Origin of the sequence: Spirosoma panaciterrae DSM 21099 (genome assembly GCF_000374025.1) — a bacterium.
In the GTDB taxonomy this organism is placed as follows: domain Bacteria; phylum Bacteroidota; class Bacteroidia; order Cytophagales; family Spirosomataceae; genus Spirosoma; species Spirosoma panaciterrae.
On sequence record NZ_KB893228.1, the window covers coordinates 20,389 to 43,204 of the forward strand.

The following is a 22,816-nucleotide window of genomic DNA, read 5'->3' on the forward strand; positions in this document are numbered from 1 at the left end:
TTCTTCACGTCCATCGCGCCCTGGCGGTGCAAAATATAACGTCCTGACATTCAACGAACACACTTCCACTTACCCTAAAGCGGCCCACATAAGCAATTGTTCATTATATTTTATTTTTAATTTATTGCATTAAATAAAAGATTATACAGTAAAACCGTAAATAGTAAAAATAATATTTGAAAAACACTTTCTATAAGCCTATTTTTGACTTGTTCGCGATTACTATATCGACAAGCCATTGCCCTATTGACTGATTCTACTGCCTTCATTCTTTATTGACGCATTAAGACCAAACTCATCTTATGTCTATCAACCGCCGAGACTGGCTTCGGGCCAGCCTATTGTCTGGCCTTAGTATGGCTGCCGCTCCTGCCGCTTTTTGCGAGCCAGAACAAGAGATGCCCCTGGGATACAAAGCCCCCCAAGGCCCTCTGAAAGCTCGTTTGTCAGCGAATGAAAACCCGTATGGTCCTTCGCCCAAAGTGCTTAAAACCATTACCGAGGCCGCACCCGATGGCTACCTCTACGCGATGGAGCATGCCCGCAAGTTCCGGAAACTGGTTGCCGATACTGAAGGCGTACCTGAAGAATACATTCTGTTAGGTGCCGGTTCGGGCGAGTTGCTGACAGCCGCTTCACTTTGGGCCGCTTACCGTCCTAATGCCGGACGGACCATTGTAGCTCCCGATCCAACGTTCGATCAACTTCCTCGCGCGGCCATAAAACATGGTGTCAACATCGACCGGGTTCCCCTGGTAGCAGCCGACGGATACGACATCAACCTGAACAAACTGAACGAGCGTGTCAATGCTCAGACAGGGATGGTGTACCTCTGCAACCCCAACAATCCGACGGCCATTATCGTTGACCCGTCCAAACTACGGGCCTTCTGCGAATCAGTAGGAGCGAAAACACCGATCCTCGTTGACGAAGCCTACATCGACTATACGCCCGATCCGAAAGCTTATTCGATGGTCGATATGGTGAAAAAAGGTAGCAATGTGATCATCACCAAGACTTTCTCGAAGGTACACGGTTTTGCTGGCCTGCGCACAGGCTATATGATTGCCAAGCCCGAGCTTCTGGAGCAGATCAGCAAATTTGCAACGGGTGGTGGCTGCATCAGCATGACGACCCTACGGGCGGCTATGGTGAGCTTACAGGATAAAGAGTTTATCAATTATTCGCTTGGCAAGGCAAAAGAATCGAAAGATTTCCTGCTGGGGGTGCTGAAGCAAACCAACTACGAACCCCTTCCTTCGGGTGCTAACTTCGTGATGTTCCCGATTCGGATGAAAGGCGAAGATTTCGTTACCCGTATGATGGACCAGGGCGTAAGCATCCGCCAGTGGAAGTTCGACGGTCAGTACTGGTGCCGTGTCAGCCTCGGTACCATGGACCAGATGAAAGCCTTCGCCGATGCGCTGAAAGTAATTTCGTAACCTACAACCTTCCTCTTTTTCAATGATTGAATGATCGAATTGTTAAATGATTGAATAGCTGGCGCAAGCTTTTTTATTCAATCATTCAACAATTCGATCATTCAATCATTACCTCAATAAATACACATTCACCGACTGCTTCACCTCGTCCAGCGTTCGGGTAGGTTGTTTGAACGGGGCCGGAATGGGTTGTTTTGAGAAGGTTTGCAGGTAAAGTACCCAGGCATCGCGCCACCAGATGGCTTCTTTTTGCTGGGTAACCAGCCGGGCGGTCACATCGGCAAAGGTTTCCGGCGCAACCGCATTTTTAACCTGCGCCCATTCCTGCTGCATCCACTGAACCGAATCAGCTCCGGTGTAAAAATGCGTACAAAGTTCATCCCATAGCGTTCGGCCCGTCGATAGCTTCTTGTTCCAGGCAACATGATGAAACCAGAGTAGATAGGGCAACGGACAGGTTTCGGGGTTATTCCACTGCTGCTGTACCTCGGGGCGATATTGCTCCAGCGCTTTGCTCCCCGTTGCGGTCCGGTCGAAGCCAATACCAATCGAATCCGCTTTGTGGTAATACACGGCGGTCCAGTCGGGACGTGGGCTTCGGGCCTGCCACGGCTCGGGGGCAAAGTGAACGCCCGTCCAGGGACGCGAAAGGCCCATCGGTGTGTTGTAGTTAACGTAAATATCCCGCGATTTCTCCATCAGGTTTACAATCCGTTTGGCAGCCTGCGGCTCATGTGTCAGCGTCATAGCGACCCATTCTCTGGCAATGGCATCGGAGGTTAAGGTATGATCCCAGGCCAGCCGCCCAAAGGCATACCAGTTGGCTTGTGCCATTGGATGGCCCGTCCAGTTGAGATTCGACCCCGTATTGGCGACCCCGGCCATAACACTCATCGAATAGCCATGCAGACTTCCATCCACCACCTTCGCGACTGTTGAGCCTTTGCCTTTCACGTAGGTATCGGCTTCCAGACACTCCTTGAAAAGGGGGGCTTCGTAAACCAGATGCGTGGCAAACCCCAGGTATTCCTGCGTCAACTGAAACTCCATACCCAGCGGTGTCCTGGGCATATTTCCGAACAATGGAGAAAACGGTTCGCGAGGTTGGAAATCGATGGGGCCGTTTTTGACCTGCACAATCACCTTCTTATCGAACTGACCGTCTAAAGGCACAAATTCCTCATAAGCCGCCCGGAACCGATCGGCTTTGGGGTCCGCTTTATAGACAAATGCCCGCCAGATTACTACCCCATCATACGGCTTCAGCGCTTCGGCCAGCATATTGGCTCCATCGGCATGGGTGCGTCCATAATCCTGGGGGCCAGGTTCACCTTCAGAATTGGCTTTGACCAGAAAACCACCAAAGTCTGGAATGGCTTTATAAATAGCGTTCACTTTATCGGCCCACCATTGGCGCACCTGTGGATCGAGTGGGTCAGAGGTTTTCAGACCACCCAAGGTTTTGGGAGCCGCAAAATAGACCGACAGGTATAGTCGAATACCATACGGCCGAAATACATTGGCCAGTGCAGCCACTTTTTCGATGTACTCGTCGGTCATGAACCGGGCACTGGCATTCACGTTGTTGACGACCGTTCCGTTGATCCCAACCGAGGCATTGGCACGCGCATAATCCCGATAGCGCGGATCGATTCGCTCAGGCAATTCATACCATTTCCAGAGCGATGAACCCGCATAGCCCCGTTCGATAGACCCGTCGACATTATCCCAGTGATTGAGCATTCGGAACTGCACCTTCGGACTACTCATCAGTGAAATACCCTGTATGGGCTGAAGGGTCTGGAGTTGCCGCAGTAGCGCAAAAGCACCGTACAAGGCCCCCGCATCCGATTTGCTGGAAATAACCAGATTCCCCCCTTTCGACTCAATTCGGTAGCCTTCCTTATTCAGCGCCTGTAGAGCGACATCGGCAGCATTAACCGATACGATGATACCGCCTGTCCGACTCCCAGCGCCATTCGTTATAGGAACCGATTTCCCTAGCAGCCCCTGCAAGCCCATCTGCAACTCGTCGGCGGCCGATTTTAAAATAGGACTATTCGCCTGAATTGCAATGAATTGAGCCGATTGAGTATAAGACTGACGTTTGGCAGCATCGCTGATAAGGTCATACTTTAGCCACAATCGATAGCCATTGGCATAGGCCGGATCATTGGCAAAACAGTTTACAGCCGCCAGCAATCCAAGCAGCCACAGGCTAATGAGTCTATAGGTCTTTGTCATTCGGTTTATCAGATTTCTACAAGCTACCTAATCTGAACATGAGTATGCACATTTACCGGAATCATACCCTTGTGCATCAAAATTTTCTATGGTAAACTAAGCCGATCTCCAAAATCTACTCAGCCAGAAACAACCATCGAATAGCGCAGACACTCTCTTGCCTAATAGGTATCTTTTTCTCAGGTTTTCGCCTGCTTGCTGAAAACAAGCAAGGTCTCCGGCAGCACCAGAGACCTTAGCCAAACCAACCTATGATAAACTAGAAGAAAACCGTAACCTTATTGCGGTACAGCTAACCTGTATGTAATAGTCTCATTTGCCCATTTCGTACCCTTCCGGTCAATAATTTTTTCGGGAAGTAGGCTTCTTTATGTTAGCTGCTATTTTTACAAAAAGCAACTAACTATCAATCTGTATACGACCATGAAAAAAGTTATCTACACACTTGCGGTAAGTGGTTTAACGCTTCTTTTATCGACCACGCTTCCGAACAACATCGCCAGACTGACTGAAGGTATGGCTGATGTACCCGGCCAGCAAACCCCTTCCTATCCCTTCTCACGCGCCATGCGAGCCGGTGATTTCGTCTACATTTCGGGCCAGGTTGGTGTTAAGGCCGATGGCAAACTGGCCGATGGATTTGAAGCGCAATCCCGACAAACGATGGACAATATCGTTGCAGCCCTGAAAGAACAGGGGCTGACCACGGCTGATGTAGTAAAATGTACGGTTATGATTGGCGATATGGCCAAATGGCCCGATTTCAACACCATTTACCGGAGCTATTTCAAAGAAGGACATTTTCCTGCCCGTAGTGCCTTTGGAGCCAACGGCCTGGCACTGGGAGCTGCTCTCGAAGTCGATTGCATTGCCTACGCACCGTTGAAAGGAAAAGCGAAATAAAATTTTTGACAGGATTAACAAGATGAACAGGGGGTTAATCCTTGAAGCTGTTTAAACTTTCATAAATAGCTGGTAATAAGTGTTTTTTGCCATCCCTCGTTCCTCGGGATGACAAAAAACACCTAGTTCTTCTTGAAAAAGAAAAGTTTAAACAGATTCCTTATTAAATTCTGTTCATCTTGTTAATCCTGTCAAAAATTAATGATGCAGCAAACCGATCTTGTCAATCGTCTGACGTAACGCCGTAGCCCAAAGGGTATAGCCTTTCCGGGCCAGGTGAATGCCATCGCCCGAATAGGTACCTGCCACCAGATTGCCCGTTGTGGCATCAATCAACGCGGCCGATGGGTCGCAAAAGAAAATGGTTTTGTTATCGACAAATGCCTGAATTTGTTGATGAACGAGGGTGTATTTTTTTCGCTTCTCATCGTCGGCAGTCGAACCAGCGGGTAGCGGCCCAACCAGTACCAGCTTTGCCTGCGGTAGTTTCCGACGAAGAGATTTCAGAATCGCGCCAATTCCTGCCGTAATATCCTTTGCCTCATCATCCCGGAAATTATTGACGCCAATCGTGACAACAACCACCGACGGGTCGGCTTTCGTAAAATTGAGATTTTCGACCCGCCAGAGCAGATGCTGGGTTCTATCGCCCGAAATAGCCGCAACGCCATATCGATATCCTGCCAGTACACTATCGAACGCGGCCTGCCCGCCCTGATAAACAACCAGACTTCGCTTGCCAATAGCCTGCGTAATCGAATTACCCATCAGCAGAACATCGAGCTTGCCTGTACTGTCGAGCGTTTGCTGGATGTTATTGAAATTATCCCACCAGTCGTTGCCCGCTTTCCAGCCCCCTGCCGACCGATATTCGGAACCGGGCATGGCCATTTGCGCATAAGGCGGATAGATCCTGTACGATTTCAGAATAAAATCGACTATAGGTGATGGGTTGGGTAAACTGTGGGGGTGATGATTCACACCCGGCTTATGAATGACCCTTATCTGACCGCCCAGTGCCAGTACCTGTTTCTCGAACGGCTCGGTATTTTCGCTCACCGGAACCGCATCGTCAGCATCGCCAACCACATGCAGCATCGGGAAATTACCCTTCACAATATCGGGAACCCGGTCCAGCGGATTGCCTTTAAACTGAAGGGCTTCTTCTTCTGATTTCAGCGCATAATCGTTCTTGAAAATTTCCCAGTCGCTGGAGCTACCCTTGCTTTTGCCTTTACCACCGGGCCAGCTTTTCAAGTCCAGTACGGGCGCATCGACATATACGCAAGCCACTTTCTTCGGATTCTCAATCGCCCAATTGTAGGCATAAATTCCACCCCGGCTCAATCCCTCCAGCGCCACCTTATCGGCCAGACCCGCTTTGTGCAGGTAGCGATAAAACTTATTCCACAGATTTACCGCTTCGGCATTGCCAAAAAGTTCGGCCACATCGCAGTACACCACATGAAACCCGTGATCGAGCAGGGCAATATCGGCTTGCGGCTCGTGTCCCCAGAAACGCGCCCGCCAGATCCAGGGTTTATCTTTGGCTACGATTCGGGGCTTAACCACCTTGCAGGCTCGCCCTTCGAAAGTAAAGTCGGCACAGTCGTAGCCATAAAACGATGTGATTTTTTTGGGCTCCCTGATCTTCTGAAAAATGTCGAAGTCGGGCTGTGTTTTCGTTGTGATCACCTCATACAATCGGCGGGCAAGGCTCGTCATTACCAGAGGAGCAGGATGGAGCTTATCGGGAAACAACAGGCTATCTTCCAGCGTCAGCGCATGCAGATCGACCAGTTCCAGCTTTTCATCGAACGCCACCTGCCGAATGCGGGGTAGGATATACGTTTTAATCGCGGCTTCGGTCTGCCGGGTGGTATCGGTCAGAAAAGAGGCTACCGGCAGTAGCAGCACAATGCGGGGATGCGTCGGCAGGTCTTTAAACGACTGGACCAGAGACTTATAGTCGGGGATAAACTGGTCGATTTTCAGGCGGTAAGGCAGCCGGCTATCGTTGGTCCCTAACTTGATAAGCACGATATCTGGATTGCTTTTAAGGGCTTTCTGATACGTGTCCGTCGATGTATACGGCGCTGTTGTTTCACGCAGCACGGTTCGGCCACTCACGCCAAAATTCATCACCTCATAGCCCGGGCCAAGCAGGTATTGAAGCTGAGCCGGAAATGAGTTTTGTTCCCGATGCGTAAGTCCGGCCCCATACGTGATGCTGTTGCCCACGCAGGCGATTCGGACCACTTTCTGGGCATCGACCGAAACCGATAGAAGCATTAAAAAGGCTAACAGGAGAGGAATACGCATCATGAACGAGTGGTTAATGGCTCCATATCAGCGGGTACTGGCGACATTCTGCTTGTCGAAATACTGACGCATGAACAGCAACTGGTAAGTAATGGCATTGGTCCAGTAGTTCCAGTTGTGGCCACCGGGTCGGGTGATGTAGTCATGCGGGATGTTTCGTTCCAGCAGTTTTTCGTGCAGATTGTTGTTAACCCGGAAAAAGAAGTCTTCGCTGCCACAGTCGATCATCAGCGACAGTGAATTGGGGGTGAGCAGATGTACTAAATTAATGACGGTATTTTGCTCCCACCGTTCGGGAAACTGCGCATACGTACCCAGGCGTTTGGCCATGTCCCAGTTGTTTGGAAACGGGCGAATATCGACGCCACCACTCATACTTCCGGCGGTGCCGAATATATCCTGGTGCCGGAAGGCCAGATACAATGCCCCATGTCCACCCATACTAAGGCCCGTTATACCGCGTCCCTGACGGCTTTTGATGGTTTTATAATGACTGTCGACCCAGGGCACCAGTTCGCTGGCTACGTAGGTTTCGTACTTAAACGAAGGATCGGCCGGGCTATCCCAGTACCAGCTTCCAATAGCGCCATCGGGGCAAACAACGATTACCTGATGGCGGTCGACAAGTTGAGCCATGTTGGGCGATTTTTTAGCCCAGTCGCTGTAGTTGCCGCTGTAGCCATGCAACAGATAAACGACCGGAAATTCGATCCCGGCGGTATATGAATCGGGCGTCATCACAACAGCCTTGATGGTCTTTTTCATCGATGGGCTGTAGGTGTCGACCGTATCAATTTTAGCCGCCTGACAATAGCTGGCCAGCGATAAAAAACCAAGAATGAGTAGCGAACGAAAGAAGGTCATGAAATACTGATTTAAACACAAAAAGCAGATATGATGGGTAAGAAACGAGTCGGCATATCCTACCTATGCGTATTCAGAATTACCCGATTGATCGGCAATTTCACAGCAATGGTCATCTTTTGAAATGCTTATCCATAAAAGCCAGGTATTGGGCCCAATCGTAGGCCGTTACATCGTGCCCACCCGTTCGAATGTGGTAACCGATTTGCCCCTGTACAGACTGATTGACGGGAGGTAGCTGTGTTGCTGGCAACCCTTTTGTTCCCAGGAAACGATAGACCGAACTGGCGGCTCTGGCACTTTCAAACTCACCTTCCGGGTCGGAGTTTTTATCCTGCTCGGCACTCGCCACATAAACAGGACGGGGCGCAATCAGCGAAATCACCATATGCTGATCAAAGGGCAGTAGTGTATCCTTATCCATGTAGTTTCGGAAATTGGCCGCAAACCAGTGAGGAAAGACGGTACAGAGCCGTCGGATATTTTCACCTATCCCCCGATGAAACAGTTTTGCCCCGCCCGCGCCCGATTCGTTGCTGATCACCATCGCAAACCGCTCGTCGGTAGCACCTGCCCATAAAGCCGCTTTACCCAGCCGCGACCAGCCAAAGACAGCCACTCGTTTGGCATCGATAGCCTTATCGGTTTGCAGATAGTCCATAATCCGACTCAGTCCCCAGGCCCAGGCGGCTACCGTTCCGAAGTTGTCGCCCCGATTCTGTAAATCAGGATATAGCGTATGAACGCCCGTCGAAAATTTCATCGTCGATTCGTCGGAAGCAATGTCTTCACGATAAGCGGTCACCAGTGCATACCCTCGGCTCAGGATACTATCTACGGGCCACTGACGGGCATTAAGGCCCCGGCAGGCATCGGTCGACTGGTGATTCACGACACAGGACACGTCGATGTAGGGGTTGCCCCGATTGGACTCCATCCAGCTTGTTGAGATACGAATTTTGGGGTCGGCCTGAATGGTACTGTTTCCCCAGAAATTCAGCCCCACAAGCGCAGGAACAGGTCCTTTTACGCCATTCGGGATATACAAAAGCACATCCATTCGGGGGCCATCGGGTTTGCCATTGAAAAAAACGGCTACCTGTTTCCGTGTCGCTTTGCCACCAAGCGCCTTCGGGTCAGTATCGAACACCTCAAACCGCATCTGAGCCGGTTTTTCGGGCGAATGCCCATAGAGCTGACTGGTCAATAGGGCCAGCAATTCAGGTCGACGCTGGTTTTGCCACTGCTTTGCCGACGTTACCCGACGGCCATCTTTCAGCACAAGCGGATTGGGTAATGGGTGCTGCTGTCCGCAGGTTGCCAGAGCGTATCCATACAAGAGGGCGAAACAGGCCAGGGCTTTTTTTACCATTTAGGCGGTTGTTGTTTTCTGTTCCAGGGCTTTCCGAACAGCCGGGGCCACTTTGGTTCCGAATAATTCGATGGCATGCAAGGTTTTGGCGTGGGGTGTCGTATGTCCGCTGATCATCTGCGCCAGGTAACGGGTATTGCCAAAAAGTTCGTGGAAATACAGAATCTTGTCGATGATCTGCTGCGGACTCCCCACCATCAGCGGACCATATTGGCGCATCTGCTCAAAATGCATCCGGGTAATGGGCGACCAGCCCCGCTCACGGCCCACCCGATTCATGAGCAATTCATAAGGCGGAAAAAACTCATCAGCCGCTTTTTGGGAATCATCGGCGGCATAAAACTGTGAGTTGATACCTAACTGCAACTGGCTCATGTCGTGCCCGGCCAGTTCGGCTGCCTGACGATACAGATTCACAAAAGGTACGAACCGATCGGGCGTACCACCCAGAATAGCCAGCATCATCGGCAGGTTCATGGTTCCGGCCCGAGCCGCCGACGCTGGCGTTCCGCCTACCGCCAGCCAGATGGGCAGTTTTTCCTGATAAGGTCGTGGATACACCCCCCGATTGGGAATCCCCGCCCGGAACTTACCCGTCCAGTTGACCACTTCCTGCTCGTTGATGTCGACCAACAGATTTAGTTTTTCGGTAAATAGCTCGTCGTAGTCTTTAAGGTCGTACCCAAACAACGGAAACGATTCGATGAACGAACCGCGCCCGGCCATAATCTCGGCCCGGCCATTCGAGATCAGGTCCAGCGACGAAAAATTCTGGAAAGTTCTGACCGGGTCGGCCGAACTCAGTACGGTTACCGAACTAGACAGCCGTATGTTTTTGGTAATGGCAGCCGCAGCCGCCAGAATCACTTCCGGGGCCGAAATAATGAAGTCGGGACGGTGGTGTTCGCCCAGTGCAAACACATCCAGTCCGACCTCATCGGCCAATTTTATTTCTTCAAGAATCTCCTGCATGCGCTTGTGCGCATTGATCGCTTTGCCCGATACGCCATCCGGCACGATTTCGCCAAAACTGCTGATGCCTAATTCCATGATTGCTCTTGCTGATATGCAGTACAATCACTTTACCCATTCCGACAGTTCCTCATCCTGAACAAATCGATGGATTAGCGACCCATCCAGCCCCCATCGACGGTTAGCAGGGTGCCGTGTACATAGGCCCCGGCCTCAGAAGCCAGAAAAACGACAGGCCCCTTAAAATCCGATGGGTCGCCCCAGCGGCCTGCCGGAATCCGGTCAAGAATGGATTTCGACCGATCGGGGTCGGCCCGTAAGGCGGCTGTGTTGTTGGTAGCGATGTAGCCGGGAGCAATGCCGTTGACGTTCACGCCTTTCGACGCCCATTCGTTCGAAAACGCCTTCACCAGGCCCGCCACCGCACTTTTGCTTGCCGTATAGCCCGGTACCGTAATGCCACCCTGAAAACTCAGTAGTGAGCAGGTAAAGATGATCTTGCCCGCCCCTTTGGCGATCATGTCTTTCCCAAATTCGCGGGCCAGTATGAACTGAGCGTCCAGGTTTACCGCAATGACCTTATCCCACCAGTCGTCGGGGTGTTCGGCCACGGGTTTACGCAGAATCATACCCGCGTTATTGACCAGAATATCGACCGAGTGATCGGCCTTTACCGCACTGATGAACTGATACAGTCCTTCCCGATCCGATAAGTCGACGTTATAACCGCTGAACTGTCGCCCCAGGTCAGTCACGGCTTTCTGGGTATCGCTGAGGTCACCCGTATTGGCTGTACTGATCAGATCGGCCCCGGCTTCAGCCAGGGCAATGGCCATCGCCTGACCCAATCCGGTATCACTTCCGGTCACCAGAGCCGTTTTGCCGGCCAGATTAAACTGTTCTAAAACACGCATCGCGAATAAACCAATTTTTTTTAAACACACTTACTAGAGAAGAATAGTCGCCCAAACCAACAGGATACCCTTGAAGGCTGCTTTTTTGTAACAGATCACCGTTTAACAACCTGAAGAATCATGCCCTTATTTGTTATTGTACGTCACGGTCAGTCACAATGGAATGCGGAAAATCGATTTACGGGCAACACCGATACGCCACTAACCGACCTTGGCCGACAGGAAGCCCGCGCGGCTGGAGTACTCCTGAACGCTCACCAGCCTCTTAATTTTAGCATTGGATTTACGTCTGTGCTCCAGCGAGCCATTGAAACAATGACTCTGATTCTGGAAGAAATTGACCAGACCGATTTGCCGATCGAGCGAAGTGCTGCCCTGAACGAACGGATGTATGGCGATTTGCAGGGCATGAATAAAGCCGAAGCCGAAGTGCGATTTGGTGCCGAGCAGATTTTCTGTTGGCGACGCAGCTACACTGAACGCCCACCACACGGCGAAACCCTTGAGGAGACCCGTACTCGGGTGGTAGCGTATTTTCAATCAACAATTTTGCCCCATTTACAAGCCGATGAGTCGGTATTGGTGGTGGCTCATGGCAATAGCCTCCGGGCGCTGCTGATGGACATTGAACACATAAGTCCCGAAGATATCGAGAAAGTAGAACTGGCAACGGGCACTCCCCGTCAGTACCACTACGACCTCGAAACAGGTGAGTTTCAGTTGCTACCTAAATAATTTAAACACCGATTTACGGGAACACAGAAGCGGATTTACACTCTGTGTGCCCGGTAAATCGGTGTTTAATTCAGTGTGACCAAACGGTTATTTCACAGCGATTACTTCGATTTCGATGAGCACATCGTCACGAACGGTTTGCCCAACGCCTTTTTGTTCAACCAGTTTTGGAGGTTGTGCGAAGTAGGTAGCCTGCACAGCCTGAACCGACTGGGCATTTGCGGAACTTACCTGTGTAGATCCCGTACTCTCTTTTACCGAATAGGTTATCTGCGTTATATCCTGCAGCGTCATATTCACCGTTGCCAGCGAGGTTTTAATATTCTCAAACACCTGACGAGTCTGGGCGGTCAGATCACCAGGACCTACCAGTTCACCAGCCTCATTGAACGGCCGCTGGCCACATACATACACAGTTTTTCCGGGAATGCCGGGTTCAACTTTATACAGGTACCCCGTAGGTGCCTTAGGAAGTACTGGCGTCTGCGCCTGGCTACACGAAGCCAGGGCAAGCCAGATGAGTACATTACGGAGATAATTCATTGCGGTAGCTGACAAAAGAAGTGAATTAAAGTAGTTTGAGCCAGAGTCGGTACGCTTAGCCACTTGTGCGGAGGGAGGTACTGGTCTGATCATCTTCCCCATTGGTATAGCCGTTGCCAGGGGTAGAGTCGGGGTCCGGCTGATCCGCAGAAAAAATCTGTGCTCTGTTTGTAAAGGCCCCTGTTGTCGTTACCTGAACGATGAATGTTACACTTGCCGACTGCCCGACAGGAATCTGACCAATCGTTCCGCTGACCACCGATCCGTTGGCCGTCATGCCCGAGGTCGAACTCACAAACTGCAACCCGGTGGGTAATGCATTGTTCAGGACAACATTCGTTGCCGCCAGACCGCCCTGATTTTGGACTGTAAGTGTCACGCTGACTGTTTGCCCTACACCTATTACCTGGCTGCTAAGCTGCATACGTAAACTCAGATCAGCTTTAGCCGGGTTAGGTGCCGGTTGATTCGACTGAACGGGCGGTAAAGGTCCCTGATTTGGATTGGGCGATACGTAGAGTGCCGAAGATGCATTTTTCGTCCGTAAATCGACTTGGGCTTCGTCAGGCTCTCCATTGCCGGTGCCATTGTTGGGCGTTCCACCTACCAGCGGATTGGTAGAGGCCGACAGGTCGGCAGCTGACAGATAATTTCCTTCGGCTGTGAGCCGGGCTATATACCGTCGGGTCATGAACGTACCAGAAGCCAGCCCACCAACCGATCCGTTCACGATGTTATTGGCGGCACTCAGATTGTCTGTCGACGAAACAAAACTAACATTGGGTGGCAGGCGATTTTGAATCGCAAACGACCCGACATCGCAACCACCACTGTTTTGTACCAGAAGCCAGAAACTGACGGTGTCATTGACAGCCACTACGCGCCGGGAGGTTTGCATCGAGAGCCGTAGATTAGCGGTAGCCAGATTAACCGTTTGCGATAACGGGTTCGACAAACAACCATATACTGGATTCTTAGCCTGTACGCTATACACGCCCGGTGTCGTTACGGTGATCGACGTAGAGGTAGCGCCGGTACTCCATTGATTGGGACCAGCATAGGAAGAGGTAAGTCGTAAACCCCCACTGTTACAAATGGCAAGGGTTCCGGTATTGGTCGTGACGGTTGGCGTGGCAGGCTGGACATTGGCCGGAACAACCACAGCAGGCGGAAAGTATACTTTGTTTTGCGCCGTGAGCAACCGGGCTGAGTAGGTACCCGTTCCAACCGTCAGGCTACCCGAACTACTCCCCGTACTCCATATGTACTGATACCCAGTCGGCTGCGTTAGTGTAAGCTGATTGGAAGCGGCACAGGCAATACTGGTGATCGGCTCCGTTTCGGCCGAATAAGGGGAAATAGCGGATAGATAGGTGTCGCTAATGGCAGTGGCCCAGGCGTCTCCTACCTTCGTTTGGCCCGACGGCGAAAAGTGGATACCATCGGGTCGGTCGGCCGATGAGTTGACGTTATCCAGATCAGGTCCCTGATAGGCCATATTTCCTGGCTTATTGATGATCTGGAACTGCGCCGACCGGACATTGTCGAAACGAGCGCCGACGAACGACGAAAGTGCTACAATACAGGCCAGATTGGGTTTACTGAACTCCGTCCGAATCTTATCGATCACCTTTTGATAATACTTTGCTGTCGAATCCGTGGGATTGCCGCGATCATTTTCACCGTGCTGAATCAGAAAGGCCCGAATGCCCGTGCTAGGTACATAGAGGTTCATCAGATTCCGGAAATTGGCATACGGCATGCGCAGATCATACCGCACAAAGGAATGTTGAAATGGAATATTGTAGGCCGCCCAATAGGTTTGCTGCATATTGGTTCCGCCAAACCCTGCATTGTACATCAGCACAGGCACATTGATCCGCTGCACCAGGGCATCCCCCATACGGCCCCAAAACCACGGAACGCTGGCAAATGGCGAAAAACCACTGTTGAGTTGTAACTGGCTAAACACCATACCCGGCAGGTATCGCGTATCGGCCGTGTTCAGATACTGCTGCTGGTAAACCGCTCCATTATTGTCGACCGGCACCACCGTTACCCGATCGTCGGTAGCTCCGCCCAGTGTTGGGCACATGTCGACTCCATTTACCGTACAGCCTGAACCCTGCGCATTGGAGTGACCCATAATGGCAAACACCTCGCCCACCCCAAACCGATCTACGGAATCTGTAGCCACGACGACCCCACCACTCAACCCCCGAACATAAACACTGTACCACCCCCCACGCACGGTAAGGGTTCCGTTGAATTGGCCATTCGTTGGATTGGTCTGAAGAGTGGCCCAGGCCGTGGTTGTGCCCTGCCCTGATACACGCGCTACGACTCTGGCTTCTATCGCATCCAGCGATTGAGCGTAGCTACCCGCAATTTGTACCGTGGCCTGGTTGGCATTGTTCCGTTGCACGACCAATCGGCTAACCGGAAAGGTGATTTTGATCTGGGCAATCGATTGCACCGCACCAAAAAGCAAGAACATTAGGGTTACATACACCGCCACATTCACCCGCACAGCCATAATGTAAACTTTAGTAGATTTTTATAAACTATATATCTCCTATTAAAATATTTAGTGCAAAAATTATAGATATATTTTAAATAATACGCCAAAATAGGTATAAATATTTACTTTATCATGATAAGTAACTCATAAATAAATACTTAAACTTATTTATATATAGCGGAGATATTTTAAAGGTAACACACCTTTTAATCAATTTTTAATTTACCAAACAACAAAATAAAATACAAAATTAACATATAAGTAAAATGAATAAGTGTTGATTTTTAGTTTCTCTACTCAACCACCTCTACCTCATCGATCCCGTGCCATATGCATAAAAAAAGGGGCATTACTGCCCCTGTCGGGTTTGCTCCCGTAGAAATTATGGTTGACAGAGTGAGCAGCGAAAACTTAGCTCGCTGCTGGCGTTATCGTAATCCGAATCGATTTTGAAGTCGGTGTATTGCTTTTCTCCGCCGTCGAATCAATCGGTATCAATACGTTCGTTTCGGGGAAGTAGGCAGCCGTACATCCGGCGGGGATGTTATACGGTATCAGCACAAACCGATGGGCGGTTCGGGTCTGGCCATCATACTGACTATGCAAATCCACGATCTGCTTTTCGTACAGGCCCAGATTGGCCATGTCGTTGGCATTGATAAACACAACCCGCCGTTCGTTATGAATACCTCGATAGCGATCGTCATAGCCGTAGACCGTTGTATTGAACTGATCATGGCTGCGGATGGTCATAAGCATCAATTCACCAGGCTGTAATTCATGATGCATGGGCGTATTGATGGTAAAATGGGCTTTCCCATCGGGCGTTTTGAACTCCCGGACACGAGGGCCATTCGGAATGTAAAAGCCCCCCGACTGACGTACTCGTTTATTGTACTGCTCAAAACCCGGTACAACCTTCTCGATCAAATCGCGGATCAGGTCGTAATTACTAACCAGCGAATCCCAGTTGATATAGGGTCGGCTCTGCGAATCGACCGATGCCCGAGGGTCGTTACCCAGCGTTGCTTTCGCCAGTTCGGCAATAATGGCCACCTCACTTTTCAGGGTCGATACCACCGGATCGACCACGCCATGCGACTGAGCCACTACCCCGGTGGTGCTTTCACAACTGACAAACTGCTCGCCAGAGGCCTGCCTGTCGCGATCGGTACGGCCCAAACAAGGGAGAATCAATGCCGTTTCACCATGAATCAGATGACTACGGTTAAGCTTGGTCGAAACATGTACGGTCAGCTTGCATTTTTTTAAGGCTTCGGCCGTGTAGTTTGTATCCGATACAGCCAGGGAGAAATTACCGCCCAGGGCAAAAAATACTTTGGCTTTGCCTTCGTGCATGGCCCGAACCGCCTTTACCACATCGTAGCCATGTTCGCGGGGTGGCTCGAAGTTGAACGTCTTTTTGAGTGCGTCCAGAAATTCAGGTTTGGGTTTTTCCCAGATACCCATGGTCCGGTCGCCCTGTACATTGCTATGTCCACGAATCGGACTGGCCCCTCCCCCTTCAATACCGATACTCCCTTTCAGCAGGAGCAGATTGATGACTTCATTGATCGTTTGTACAGAATTGCGGTGCTGGGTCAGGCCCATAGCCCAACAGATGATCAGCTTACGGGTATACTTAAACAGATCGACGGCCTCCTGAATCTGGGAAATAGTCAGGCCACACTGAGCGGCCAGATCCGATAACTCAAACTGATCCAGGCTCTTGACAAAATCGTCGTAACCCGCTGTGTATTGCTGGATAAACGAATGATCCAGAACCTGTCCAGGCTGGCCCGCCGTTGCACTTTTTTTCTCCTCTTCCAGCAGGAGTTTGCACATTGCCTTCAGCAGTGCCATATCGGAATTGATGGGTACCTGCAGAAACAAATCCGTCATTTTTTCTCCCCCAAACAACACATCCCGTGGACTCTGTGGGTTACGAAAAGCCAGCAACCCGGCCTCATGCAAGGGATTGACCGCAATGATTTTGGCCCCGTTTCGCTTGGCCTGTTCCAGTGGGGTCAGCATCCGTGGCGCATTTGTACCGGGATTCTGGCCCATAATCATAATCACATCGGCCTTCTCGTAATCTTCATACTTAACCGACGCTTTTCCCAATCCGATTGATTCTGCCAGCGCCACGCTGGTCGATTCGTGGCACATATTGGAGCAGTCGGGCAGGTTGTTGGTGCCATACATCCGCACAAAAAGCTGGTACAGAAAAGCCGCTTCGTTACTGGTTCGGCCCGAGGTGTAGAATACGGCTTCGTTGGGAGAGTCCAGGGCGTTGAGCTGGTCGGCAATCAGCCTGAACGCGTCTTCCCAGGCAATGGCTTCATAATGCTGCGCGCCCGGCCGCAGAATCATCGGCTGAGTCAGGCGGCCCTGCTGGCTCAGCCATAAATCGGTCTTCTGGAGTAAATCAGCTACGGAGTACCGTTGAAACAATACGGGCGAAGCCGTATGCTTATTCATGACCTCTTCGGCAACAGCCTTCGCCCCACTTTCACAGTATTCAGCAATCCGGGATCGGTGACCGTCGGGGTCGGGCCAGGCGCAGGATGGGCAATCGAACCCATCTTTTTGATTCATATTGACCAGCGCTTTCCAGCCACGCGCCAGATCGCTCCCCTCAAACACATGCTTGAACGACTGAACAACGGCAGGAATTCCAGCAGCTTCTTCGTAAGGTTTTGTTACCTCAAGCTGGCCGGTAAGTTCTTCGGGGGGGGTATTTTGATTCATAAATCAGCTCTGGATGAATGGTAAGCGTTTGCTGGTCGATAGGTGTTCTTTACGAAGCAACCAGACCGATAGCGATCGAATGTTTCTGAGCATCGGCGCTGTGTGCAAAATAACAATAGGGTATGCTCAATGCCTCAATCCGTTTCAATATAGCTTCGGTTTTGGATTTATTCTTTGCCTGTACGTGCCGAATGTATACGCACCGGATCTGGGCAGGAAAATGCTCGGCCACCGACGCGTAAATGGTTGGGTCTTCCTGGGTATCGTCGCCCAGCAGAACAAATCGCTGTTGCGGATACATTTCCAGAATCCGTACGATCCGCATAAACTTTGTCATGTGCTTGCCCTGTCCCGTTTTCAACACTTCAGCGAGCCGTTTGAGGGGACTTAGCAGGTACACACCGTTCGGCAATCCGTTTTTTTTCGAAAAATCGATAATATAATCGTACAGATTCCATTCGCTACTCGATACGTAAAAAAATGCATTTCTCGCTCCAGGCCCACTATTGGCTTCGGCTAATAACTGATAATGGGCCACCACCCCCTCGAAGGGTGCCCGGGTATGGGCATTTTTGGTGATCAACACCTTCAGACGTTTCAGCAAATTGGCGGAATGCGATATAAGAAATGTATCGTCAATATCCGAAATACAAACAAACGGAGTTGGGTCGGGCACCAGCACCTGCCCTTCACCTTCAGCCGAAGTCTCACCAGCCAGTAGTTTCACCTGAATGGTGTGCCAACCCGAGGGGATTGGTTTGGTTAGCGGCATATCGACCCGAAAATAGCCATCAGTATCGGATTGTGTATGAACCGATCGGCCATCGAACGAAACCTCCAGAGTGGCTCTGGAATAGGGCTTTACCAGAAACAGCCGAATCAGGCCGAAAAAATTAACCAGGATACTATGGCGATAACGTACACGGGGTAATGCACTTCGGCTGAGCGCACTGCCATGAATGGTTAACTGCTGTGCATTACCAAAACTACGATAAACTTTCACCGTAGGCTGGTCAGTTAAGCGTAACCAGGATAAAATATGCCCTTTCAACTTACCCTTGGGGCTTAAATTTTGTTTAGATACCAATTGAACTTGTGTGGCTTCCATAGCGCATCCATAAGCACATCCCATCTATAACTCATAATTTACGAAGAAGTTGACTTTTTTATTCATAATTAATCCCGTTTCGGGCGGGCACGACAAATCAGATTGGGAGCAACGTATCGATGCGTTCTTTGCCGATCGGCCCTATACCGTTCATCGCTGCTACCTCGACGGCAAGACCGATGCCGAAACCATTCAGAAGCAACTCAGCCAGTGTAAACCCGACCGGGTTGTAGCTGTTGGGGGCGACGGAACCATTAAACTGGTTGCTGAACAACTGCTTGACAATCCCATACCCTTAGGCATCCTGCCGGGAGGGTCGGCCAATGGCATGGCTCGGGAACTGGGTATACCCACCGACCTGCAAAAAAGTCTGGAGTTGCTGATTGATGGCAAGCCCAAACCCATTGATGTCATTTCGATAAACAACGATGATATTTGTCTGCACCTGAGCGACATTGGGTTAAATGCCCACATCGTAAAGTATTACGAACAGAACAATTTACGCGGTAAATTAGGCTATCTTCGAAGTGTTCTGAAAGTACTGCGTAAACGGCAGTTACTGCGGCTGGAAATCAAGACCGACGACGAATGCGTACAACGTGTTGCGTTTATGGTCGTACTGGCCAACGCCCGTATGTATGGTACTGGTGCCGTTATCAATCCCGATGGCGACCCTTCCGATGGACGTTTTGAGGTGGTTATTTTCCGACGCCTGTCGTTTGGCGAAATCCTGAAATTATTCTGGCGGTTCCAGCCCTTCGACCCGAAAAAAATTGAGATCTACCCGGCTACGTCCGTTACCATCGAAACGCACAAACGAGCTTATTTTCAGATCGATGGCGAATACCGGGGCCGTATTACCAAACTCAATGCCCAGATCAAACCCGCAGCTCTATCGGTAATTTTGAATTGAGTGATTGAGTGATTGAGTGAAATGCTTCCGCAAGCTATTCTTTCTCAATCACTCATTCACTCAATCACTCAATTCTTAACCCGGTCGGGATGGCTGTATAGGTTAAAGCGCCCATCGCGGACAAAACCAGCCAGCGTGATGTTTGCTTCCTGAGTCATTTGTACGGCCAGACTCGACGGAGCGCCCACTGCCGCCAGGAGTGGAATGCCAGCCATCCAGCTTTTCTGTACCAGTTCGACGCCGACCCGGCCACTCAGAAAAATGCCATATAGATGCAGTGGAAGCCAGCTCTGCCAGAAGGCAGCCCCTATAAGCTTATCCAGGGCATTATGCCGACCAATGTCCTCACGAACCAATAGCAATTTACCCTGTGCATCGAACAGAGCAGCCGCGTGAATACCGCCCGTGTAGGCATATGCCCGCTGTATTTCGCGAACCTGACCGGGTAAAGCGTGCAGAGTCGACGGTTCAATAAAAAAATCGGCGTTGATAGGGCCGGGCGTAAGCGCTTTGATGGCATCAATGGTTGTTTTGCCACACAAACCACAACTGGCTGAGGCCACCGTACTGCGCTCCAGCCGCGACCAGTCGATGGTCACTTCGGGCCGAAGCTCAACCCGAATCACATTTCCTTCCTTGTCAGCATCCTGTACACAATGACGGCAGGAGATAATCTCATTGGGCGACTGTACAATACCTTCGGTAAACAGAAACCCCATAGCCAGTTCGGCATCGTGACCGGGCGTCCGCATGGTGACGGCCAGTGAACGTTGCTGACGATCTTCGACCGGGCCAAAACCGAGCCGGATTTCCAGCGGTTCTTCCACAGCCAGTAAATCCGGTTGCTCGATGACCGTTTCACCAGAAACTTTTCGGATTGTTGTAGGAGCAACAAGCGACATACGTAAACGAATTTGAAAGATAACAGGGCGTTAAAGGTAAAAGTTATCGTCCTCTTTTCAACGTTCAGACCTACTGCAGAATGCGTCGCTGACCGCCGTTGGCCGGTAAATTCGTCCCCTTCTATCGGCAACGGGTTTTCCAACAAAATATCGTAATTTTCATCCATGAAAGTTCCTCTGTCAGCCCTTTCGTTCGACGCCCTCCACGACCGCTGGCTTCGCCTGATTGGTATTCCACTGGCGGTAGTACCGTTTGTGGGGCTGACGATAGTGGCTTATGGCTACAACCCGCAGTTGGTATTGCTGATGAGTATCTGGGGATTAATTTCAACCTCCATACTTTGGCATTTACTGCTTTGGTGGGTCATACGTGTACGGATGGAGTACCCTGGCCGGGAAAATACCCGAAGGCGTATCATTAAAACGTTCGGCGGCTATTCACTTTTCACGATTCTCGATCAATTTATTGAGACTCGTGTTCTTTATCAGCTCGACCCAACCGGGTTGATTCCTGAGCCTGTATTCCCAATCGATTATTTGATTCCGGTGGCTATGGCGTTATTCTTCGCCATAGTGGTGGGGAGTTATTACGAAGGAGCCTATAACCTGAGTCAGTACCGGAAGGCGGTTGAGCGAACCGAGGCTGTCAAGAAAAAACGGCTGGAGAACGAACTAGCCCGGTTGAAGAGTCGGGTCAATCCACATTTTCTGTTTAATAGCCTAAACTCGCTCTCAGCGCTCATCAATGAGGATCGGCATCGTGCGGGCGTTTTTCTGGATGAACTTTCGAGCGTGTATCGGTATATGCTTCAGGCAGGGCAACGCACGCTGGCCCCCCTGCGCGATGAGTTGGCTTTTCTGGACGCCTATCGATATCTGCTGAACGAACGCTATGGAACCGCCTTACACTGGCAAATGGAGTTGGGCGACCTGGCTGGTGAATGGCTATTACCTCCGTTAACCTTACAGATTCTGGTCGATAATGCGATCAAATACAATCGGCTCCTCCCCGAAGAACCACTGACCATTACGATTCGGTATCAGGGCGGAAACCGACTGGATGTTCTGAATACCGTTCAGCAAAAGGGCATTCAGGTAAAAACGCAGCCAGGTGGCTTAAACCAGCTTGTCACTCAGTATAGCGCTCTAGGGTTGCCACCCATTCAGATTTCCGACAACGGAAAAACGTTTCGGGTAAGTTTACCGATGGCCTCCCAAAATCAGCATGAACCCAATTCTATCGTGATCTGACGTCCTGTGAATCTGAATATTTTTACCCGCCAGGATACGCGCATTGCGTTGTTTCTTTTACCCGCTATTTACGGATTCAACAACTACGCCCTCTTTGGCTCAACCTATTTTGAGCGCTGGGATGTCTTTCTACTGGCCACCATTGCCATCATCCTGATCTGGACACCCGCCTACTTTCTTCATGCGGTTCCGGCAGTATGGCTTCGTCGGCGCTTCCCGTATGTGCGCCAAATAGCCATGCGGCTTTGCCTGGCCTGGGGCATTCATCTGGTAATGTCATCGACGGTCATTCTGGCGTGTTTTTATGGCTATGCGTGGTTCCGGTTTCCGGGCTTCGTCTTCGATGCTGGCCGTTTGCAACTAACCATTCTGCTTACTGCTATCATCAATCTCATCGTCAATGTGGTGCATGAAAGCATTTATACGTTCGAACAATGGGATACTGCCCTGCGCGAGGCCGATCAGCTACAGCAGGCGAACTTACGGAGCCAGCTCGATGGATTGAAGGGGCAGATCAATCCGCATTTTCTATTCAATGCCCTTAATTCGCTTTCGTCGCTGATTGAAGAAGACCCCGAACAGGCACAGCAGTTTATCGATGAGATGAGCAGCGTATATCGGTACATGCTTCGTGCCAACGAAACCGAGCTGGCTACGCTCGATCAGGAACTGGCCTTTACCCGTTCGTATTTCCATCTGCTCCATACCCGACACGGCGACCACCTCCGTCTGGAAGAAGCCATTAGTGACCAATACTACCAACACCTGATTCCACCACTTACCCTGCAGCTCCTGCTCGAGAATGCCGTTAAGCACAACGTTATTCTTCCCGACCAGCCTCTGCTTATTCGGATCGAAACCAGTCAGGATGGCAAACTGATCGTTCAGAATAATTTGCAGCGAAAAAACAGCCGTATGTTATCGACTAAAGTAGGGCTGGCGAATATTGTCACTAAATACAAACTGCTTGGCGAAGGCGATGTAGCGATCGAGGACGAAGAGCCCTATTTTACGGTTACGATACCGCTTATTAAGATGTATGATGTATGAGGCTTCTAC

At 50.6% G+C, this 22,816-nt stretch carries 17 protein-coding genes; 6 read left to right on the forward strand and 11 right to left on the reverse strand.

Annotated features, from left to right (window positions below; genetic code table 11):
* Positions 1-302 precede the first annotated feature (302 nt).
* Entirely contained in the window at positions 303-1,442 is a 1,140-nt protein-coding gene (locus tag B153_RS0129535; RefSeq protein WP_020600359.1) for a pyridoxal phosphate-dependent aminotransferase, read from the forward strand.
* 108 nt (positions 1,443-1,550) lie between these two features.
* Here the strand turns inward: B153_RS0129535 and B153_RS0129540 are convergent, their stop codons facing one another.
* Entirely contained in the window at positions 1,551-3,686 is a 2,136-nt protein-coding gene (locus B153_RS0129540; RefSeq protein ID WP_020600360.1) for an alpha-glucuronidase family glycosyl hydrolase, read from the reverse strand.
* A 423-nt stretch (positions 3,687-4,109) separates the two neighbouring features.
* Here B153_RS0129540 and B153_RS0129545 point away from each other — a divergent pair, with 423 nt between their 5' ends.
* Positions 4,110-4,589 carry a RidA family protein gene (locus tag B153_RS0129545; RefSeq protein WP_020600361.1) on the forward strand — a complete coding sequence of 160 codons (480 nt, stop codon included), beginning with the start codon at positions 4,110-4,112 and terminating at the stop codon, positions 4,587-4,589.
* Positions 4,590-4,787: 198 nt separating this feature from the next.
* On the opposite strand, the gene B153_RS0129550 is transcribed toward B153_RS0129545, so the two are convergent.
* The 5 genes from B153_RS0129550 to B153_RS0129570 form a co-directional block, all read right to left on the reverse strand.
* On the reverse strand, positions 4,788-6,914 hold the full coding sequence (locus B153_RS0129550) for a GDSL-type esterase/lipase family protein (protein WP_026262551.1): 2,127 nt from the start codon (positions 6,912-6,914) through the stop codon (positions 4,788-4,790).
* Between the two features lie 24 nt (positions 6,915-6,938).
* Positions 6,939-7,775 (reverse strand): alpha/beta hydrolase, encoded by an 837-nt coding sequence (locus B153_RS0129555; RefSeq protein WP_020600363.1) that lies wholly within the window; start codon positions 7,773-7,775, stop codon positions 6,939-6,941.
* A 112-nt stretch (positions 7,776-7,887) separates the two neighbouring features.
* Entirely contained in the window at positions 7,888-9,147 is a 1,260-nt protein-coding gene (locus tag B153_RS0129560) for an alpha/beta hydrolase family protein (RefSeq protein ID WP_020600364.1), read from the reverse strand.
* A complete protein-coding gene (locus B153_RS0129565) occupies positions 9,148-10,197 on the reverse strand; it encodes an Atu2307/SP_0267 family LLM class monooxygenase (protein WP_020600365.1) in 1,050 nt (349 codons plus the stop codon).
* Between the two features lie 74 nt (positions 10,198-10,271).
* Positions 10,272-11,033 carry an SDR family NAD(P)-dependent oxidoreductase gene (locus B153_RS0129570; RefSeq protein ID WP_020600366.1) on the reverse strand — a complete coding sequence of 254 codons (762 nt, stop codon included), beginning with the start codon at positions 11,031-11,033 and terminating at the stop codon, positions 10,272-10,274.
* A 120-nt stretch (positions 11,034-11,153) separates the two neighbouring features.
* Between B153_RS0129570 and B153_RS0129575 the strand changes: the two genes are divergently transcribed.
* The gene (locus tag B153_RS0129575) at positions 11,154-11,768 is read left to right on the forward strand and encodes a 2,3-bisphosphoglycerate-dependent phosphoglycerate mutase (protein WP_020600367.1); all 615 of its coding nucleotides are present in this window, start codon (positions 11,154-11,156) and stop codon (positions 11,766-11,768) included.
* Positions 11,769-11,855: 87 nt separating this feature from the next.
* Here B153_RS0129575 and B153_RS0129580 read toward each other — a convergent pair whose 3' ends face one another.
* The 4 genes from B153_RS0129580 to B153_RS0129595 all read right to left on the reverse strand — a co-directional run bounded on the left by B153_RS0129580 (position 11,856) and on the right by B153_RS0129595 (position 18,586).
* A complete protein-coding gene (locus B153_RS0129580) occupies positions 11,856-12,311 on the reverse strand; it encodes a RidA family protein (RefSeq protein WP_020600368.1) in 456 nt (151 codons plus the stop codon).
* 55 nt (positions 12,312-12,366) lie between these two features.
* Positions 12,367-14,847 (reverse strand): sialate O-acetylesterase, encoded by a 2,481-nt coding sequence (locus B153_RS0129585; protein ID WP_020600369.1) that lies wholly within the window; start codon positions 14,845-14,847, stop codon positions 12,367-12,369.
* A gap of 396 nt (positions 14,848-15,243) precedes the next feature.
* Entirely contained in the window at positions 15,244-17,583 is a 2,340-nt protein-coding gene (locus tag B153_RS0129590; RefSeq protein WP_020600370.1) for an FdhF/YdeP family oxidoreductase, read from the reverse strand.
* A 49-nt stretch (positions 17,584-17,632) separates the two neighbouring features.
* Entirely contained in the window at positions 17,633-18,586 is a 954-nt protein-coding gene (locus B153_RS0129595; protein ID WP_245564970.1) for an App1 family protein phosphatidate phosphatase, read from the reverse strand.
* Positions 18,587-18,740: 154 nt separating this feature from the next.
* Here B153_RS0129595 and B153_RS0129600 point away from each other — a divergent pair, with 154 nt between their 5' ends.
* Positions 18,741-19,604: a diacylglycerol/lipid kinase family protein gene (locus B153_RS0129600; RefSeq protein ID WP_020600372.1), complete on the forward strand. Its 864-nt coding sequence runs from the start codon at positions 18,741-18,743 to the stop codon at positions 19,602-19,604.
* A 68-nt stretch (positions 19,605-19,672) separates the two neighbouring features.
* Here B153_RS0129600 and fdhD read toward each other — a convergent pair whose 3' ends face one another.
* Complete coding sequence (gene fdhD / locus B153_RS0129605) at positions 19,673-20,506, reverse strand: formate dehydrogenase accessory sulfurtransferase FdhD (RefSeq protein WP_020600373.1); 834 nt, start codon at positions 20,504-20,506, stop codon at positions 19,673-19,675.
* A 165-nt stretch (positions 20,507-20,671) separates the two neighbouring features.
* Here fdhD and B153_RS36995 point away from each other — a divergent pair, with 165 nt between their 5' ends.
* Together B153_RS36995 and B153_RS0129615 are read left to right on the forward strand one after the other, a co-directional pair.
* A complete protein-coding gene (locus B153_RS36995; protein ID WP_020600374.1) occupies positions 20,672-21,757 on the forward strand; it encodes a sensor histidine kinase in 1,086 nt (361 codons plus the stop codon).
* A gap of 6 nt (positions 21,758-21,763) precedes the next feature.
* On the forward strand, positions 21,764-22,807 hold the full coding sequence (locus tag B153_RS0129615) for a sensor histidine kinase (RefSeq protein ID WP_020600375.1): 1,044 nt from the start codon (positions 21,764-21,766) through the stop codon (positions 22,805-22,807).
* The last annotated feature ends 9 nt before the right edge of the window (positions 22,808-22,816 follow it).

Excerpts from the sequence above, each read along its gene's own strand:
- B153_RS0129535 (WP_020600359.1), top strand. The coding sequence starts at position 303 with ATGTCTATCAACCGCCGAGACTGGCTTCGGGCCAGCCTATTGTCTGGC.
- B153_RS0129540 (WP_020600360.1), bottom strand. The coding sequence starts at position 3,686 with ATGACAAAGACCTATAGACTCATTAGCCTGTGGCTGCTTGGATTGCTG.
- B153_RS0129545 (WP_020600361.1), top strand. The coding sequence starts at position 4,110 with ATGAAAAAAGTTATCTACACACTTGCGGTAAGTGGTTTAACGCTTCTT.
- B153_RS0129550 (WP_026262551.1), bottom strand. The coding sequence starts at position 6,914 with ATGATGCGTATTCCTCTCCTGTTAGCCTTTTTAATGCTTCTATCGGTT.
- B153_RS0129555 (WP_020600363.1), bottom strand. The coding sequence starts at position 7,775 with ATGACCTTCTTTCGTTCGCTACTCATTCTTGGTTTTTTATCGCTGGCC.
- B153_RS0129560 (WP_020600364.1), bottom strand. The coding sequence starts at position 9,147 with ATGGTAAAAAAAGCCCTGGCCTGTTTCGCCCTCTTGTATGGATACGCT.
- B153_RS0129565 (WP_020600365.1), bottom strand. The coding sequence starts at position 10,197 with ATGGAATTAGGCATCAGCAGTTTTGGCGAAATCGTGCCGGATGGCGTA.
- B153_RS0129570 (WP_020600366.1), bottom strand. The coding sequence starts at position 11,033 with ATGCGTGTTTTAGAACAGTTTAATCTGGCCGGCAAAACGGCTCTGGTG.
- B153_RS0129575 (WP_020600367.1), top strand. The coding sequence starts at position 11,154 with ATGCCCTTATTTGTTATTGTACGTCACGGTCAGTCACAATGGAATGCG.
- B153_RS0129580 (WP_020600368.1), bottom strand. The coding sequence starts at position 12,311 with ATGAATTATCTCCGTAATGTACTCATCTGGCTTGCCCTGGCTTCGTGT.
- B153_RS0129585 (WP_020600369.1), bottom strand. The coding sequence starts at position 14,847 with ATGGCTGTGCGGGTGAATGTGGCGGTGTATGTAACCCTAATGTTCTTG.
- B153_RS0129590 (WP_020600370.1), bottom strand. The coding sequence starts at position 17,583 with ATGAATCAAAATACCCCCCCCGAAGAACTTACCGGCCAGCTTGAGGTA.
- fdhD (WP_020600373.1), bottom strand. The coding sequence starts at position 20,506 with ATGTCGCTTGTTGCTCCTACAACAATCCGAAAAGTTTCTGGTGAAACG.
- B153_RS36995 (WP_020600374.1), top strand. The coding sequence starts at position 20,672 with ATGAAAGTTCCTCTGTCAGCCCTTTCGTTCGACGCCCTCCACGACCGC.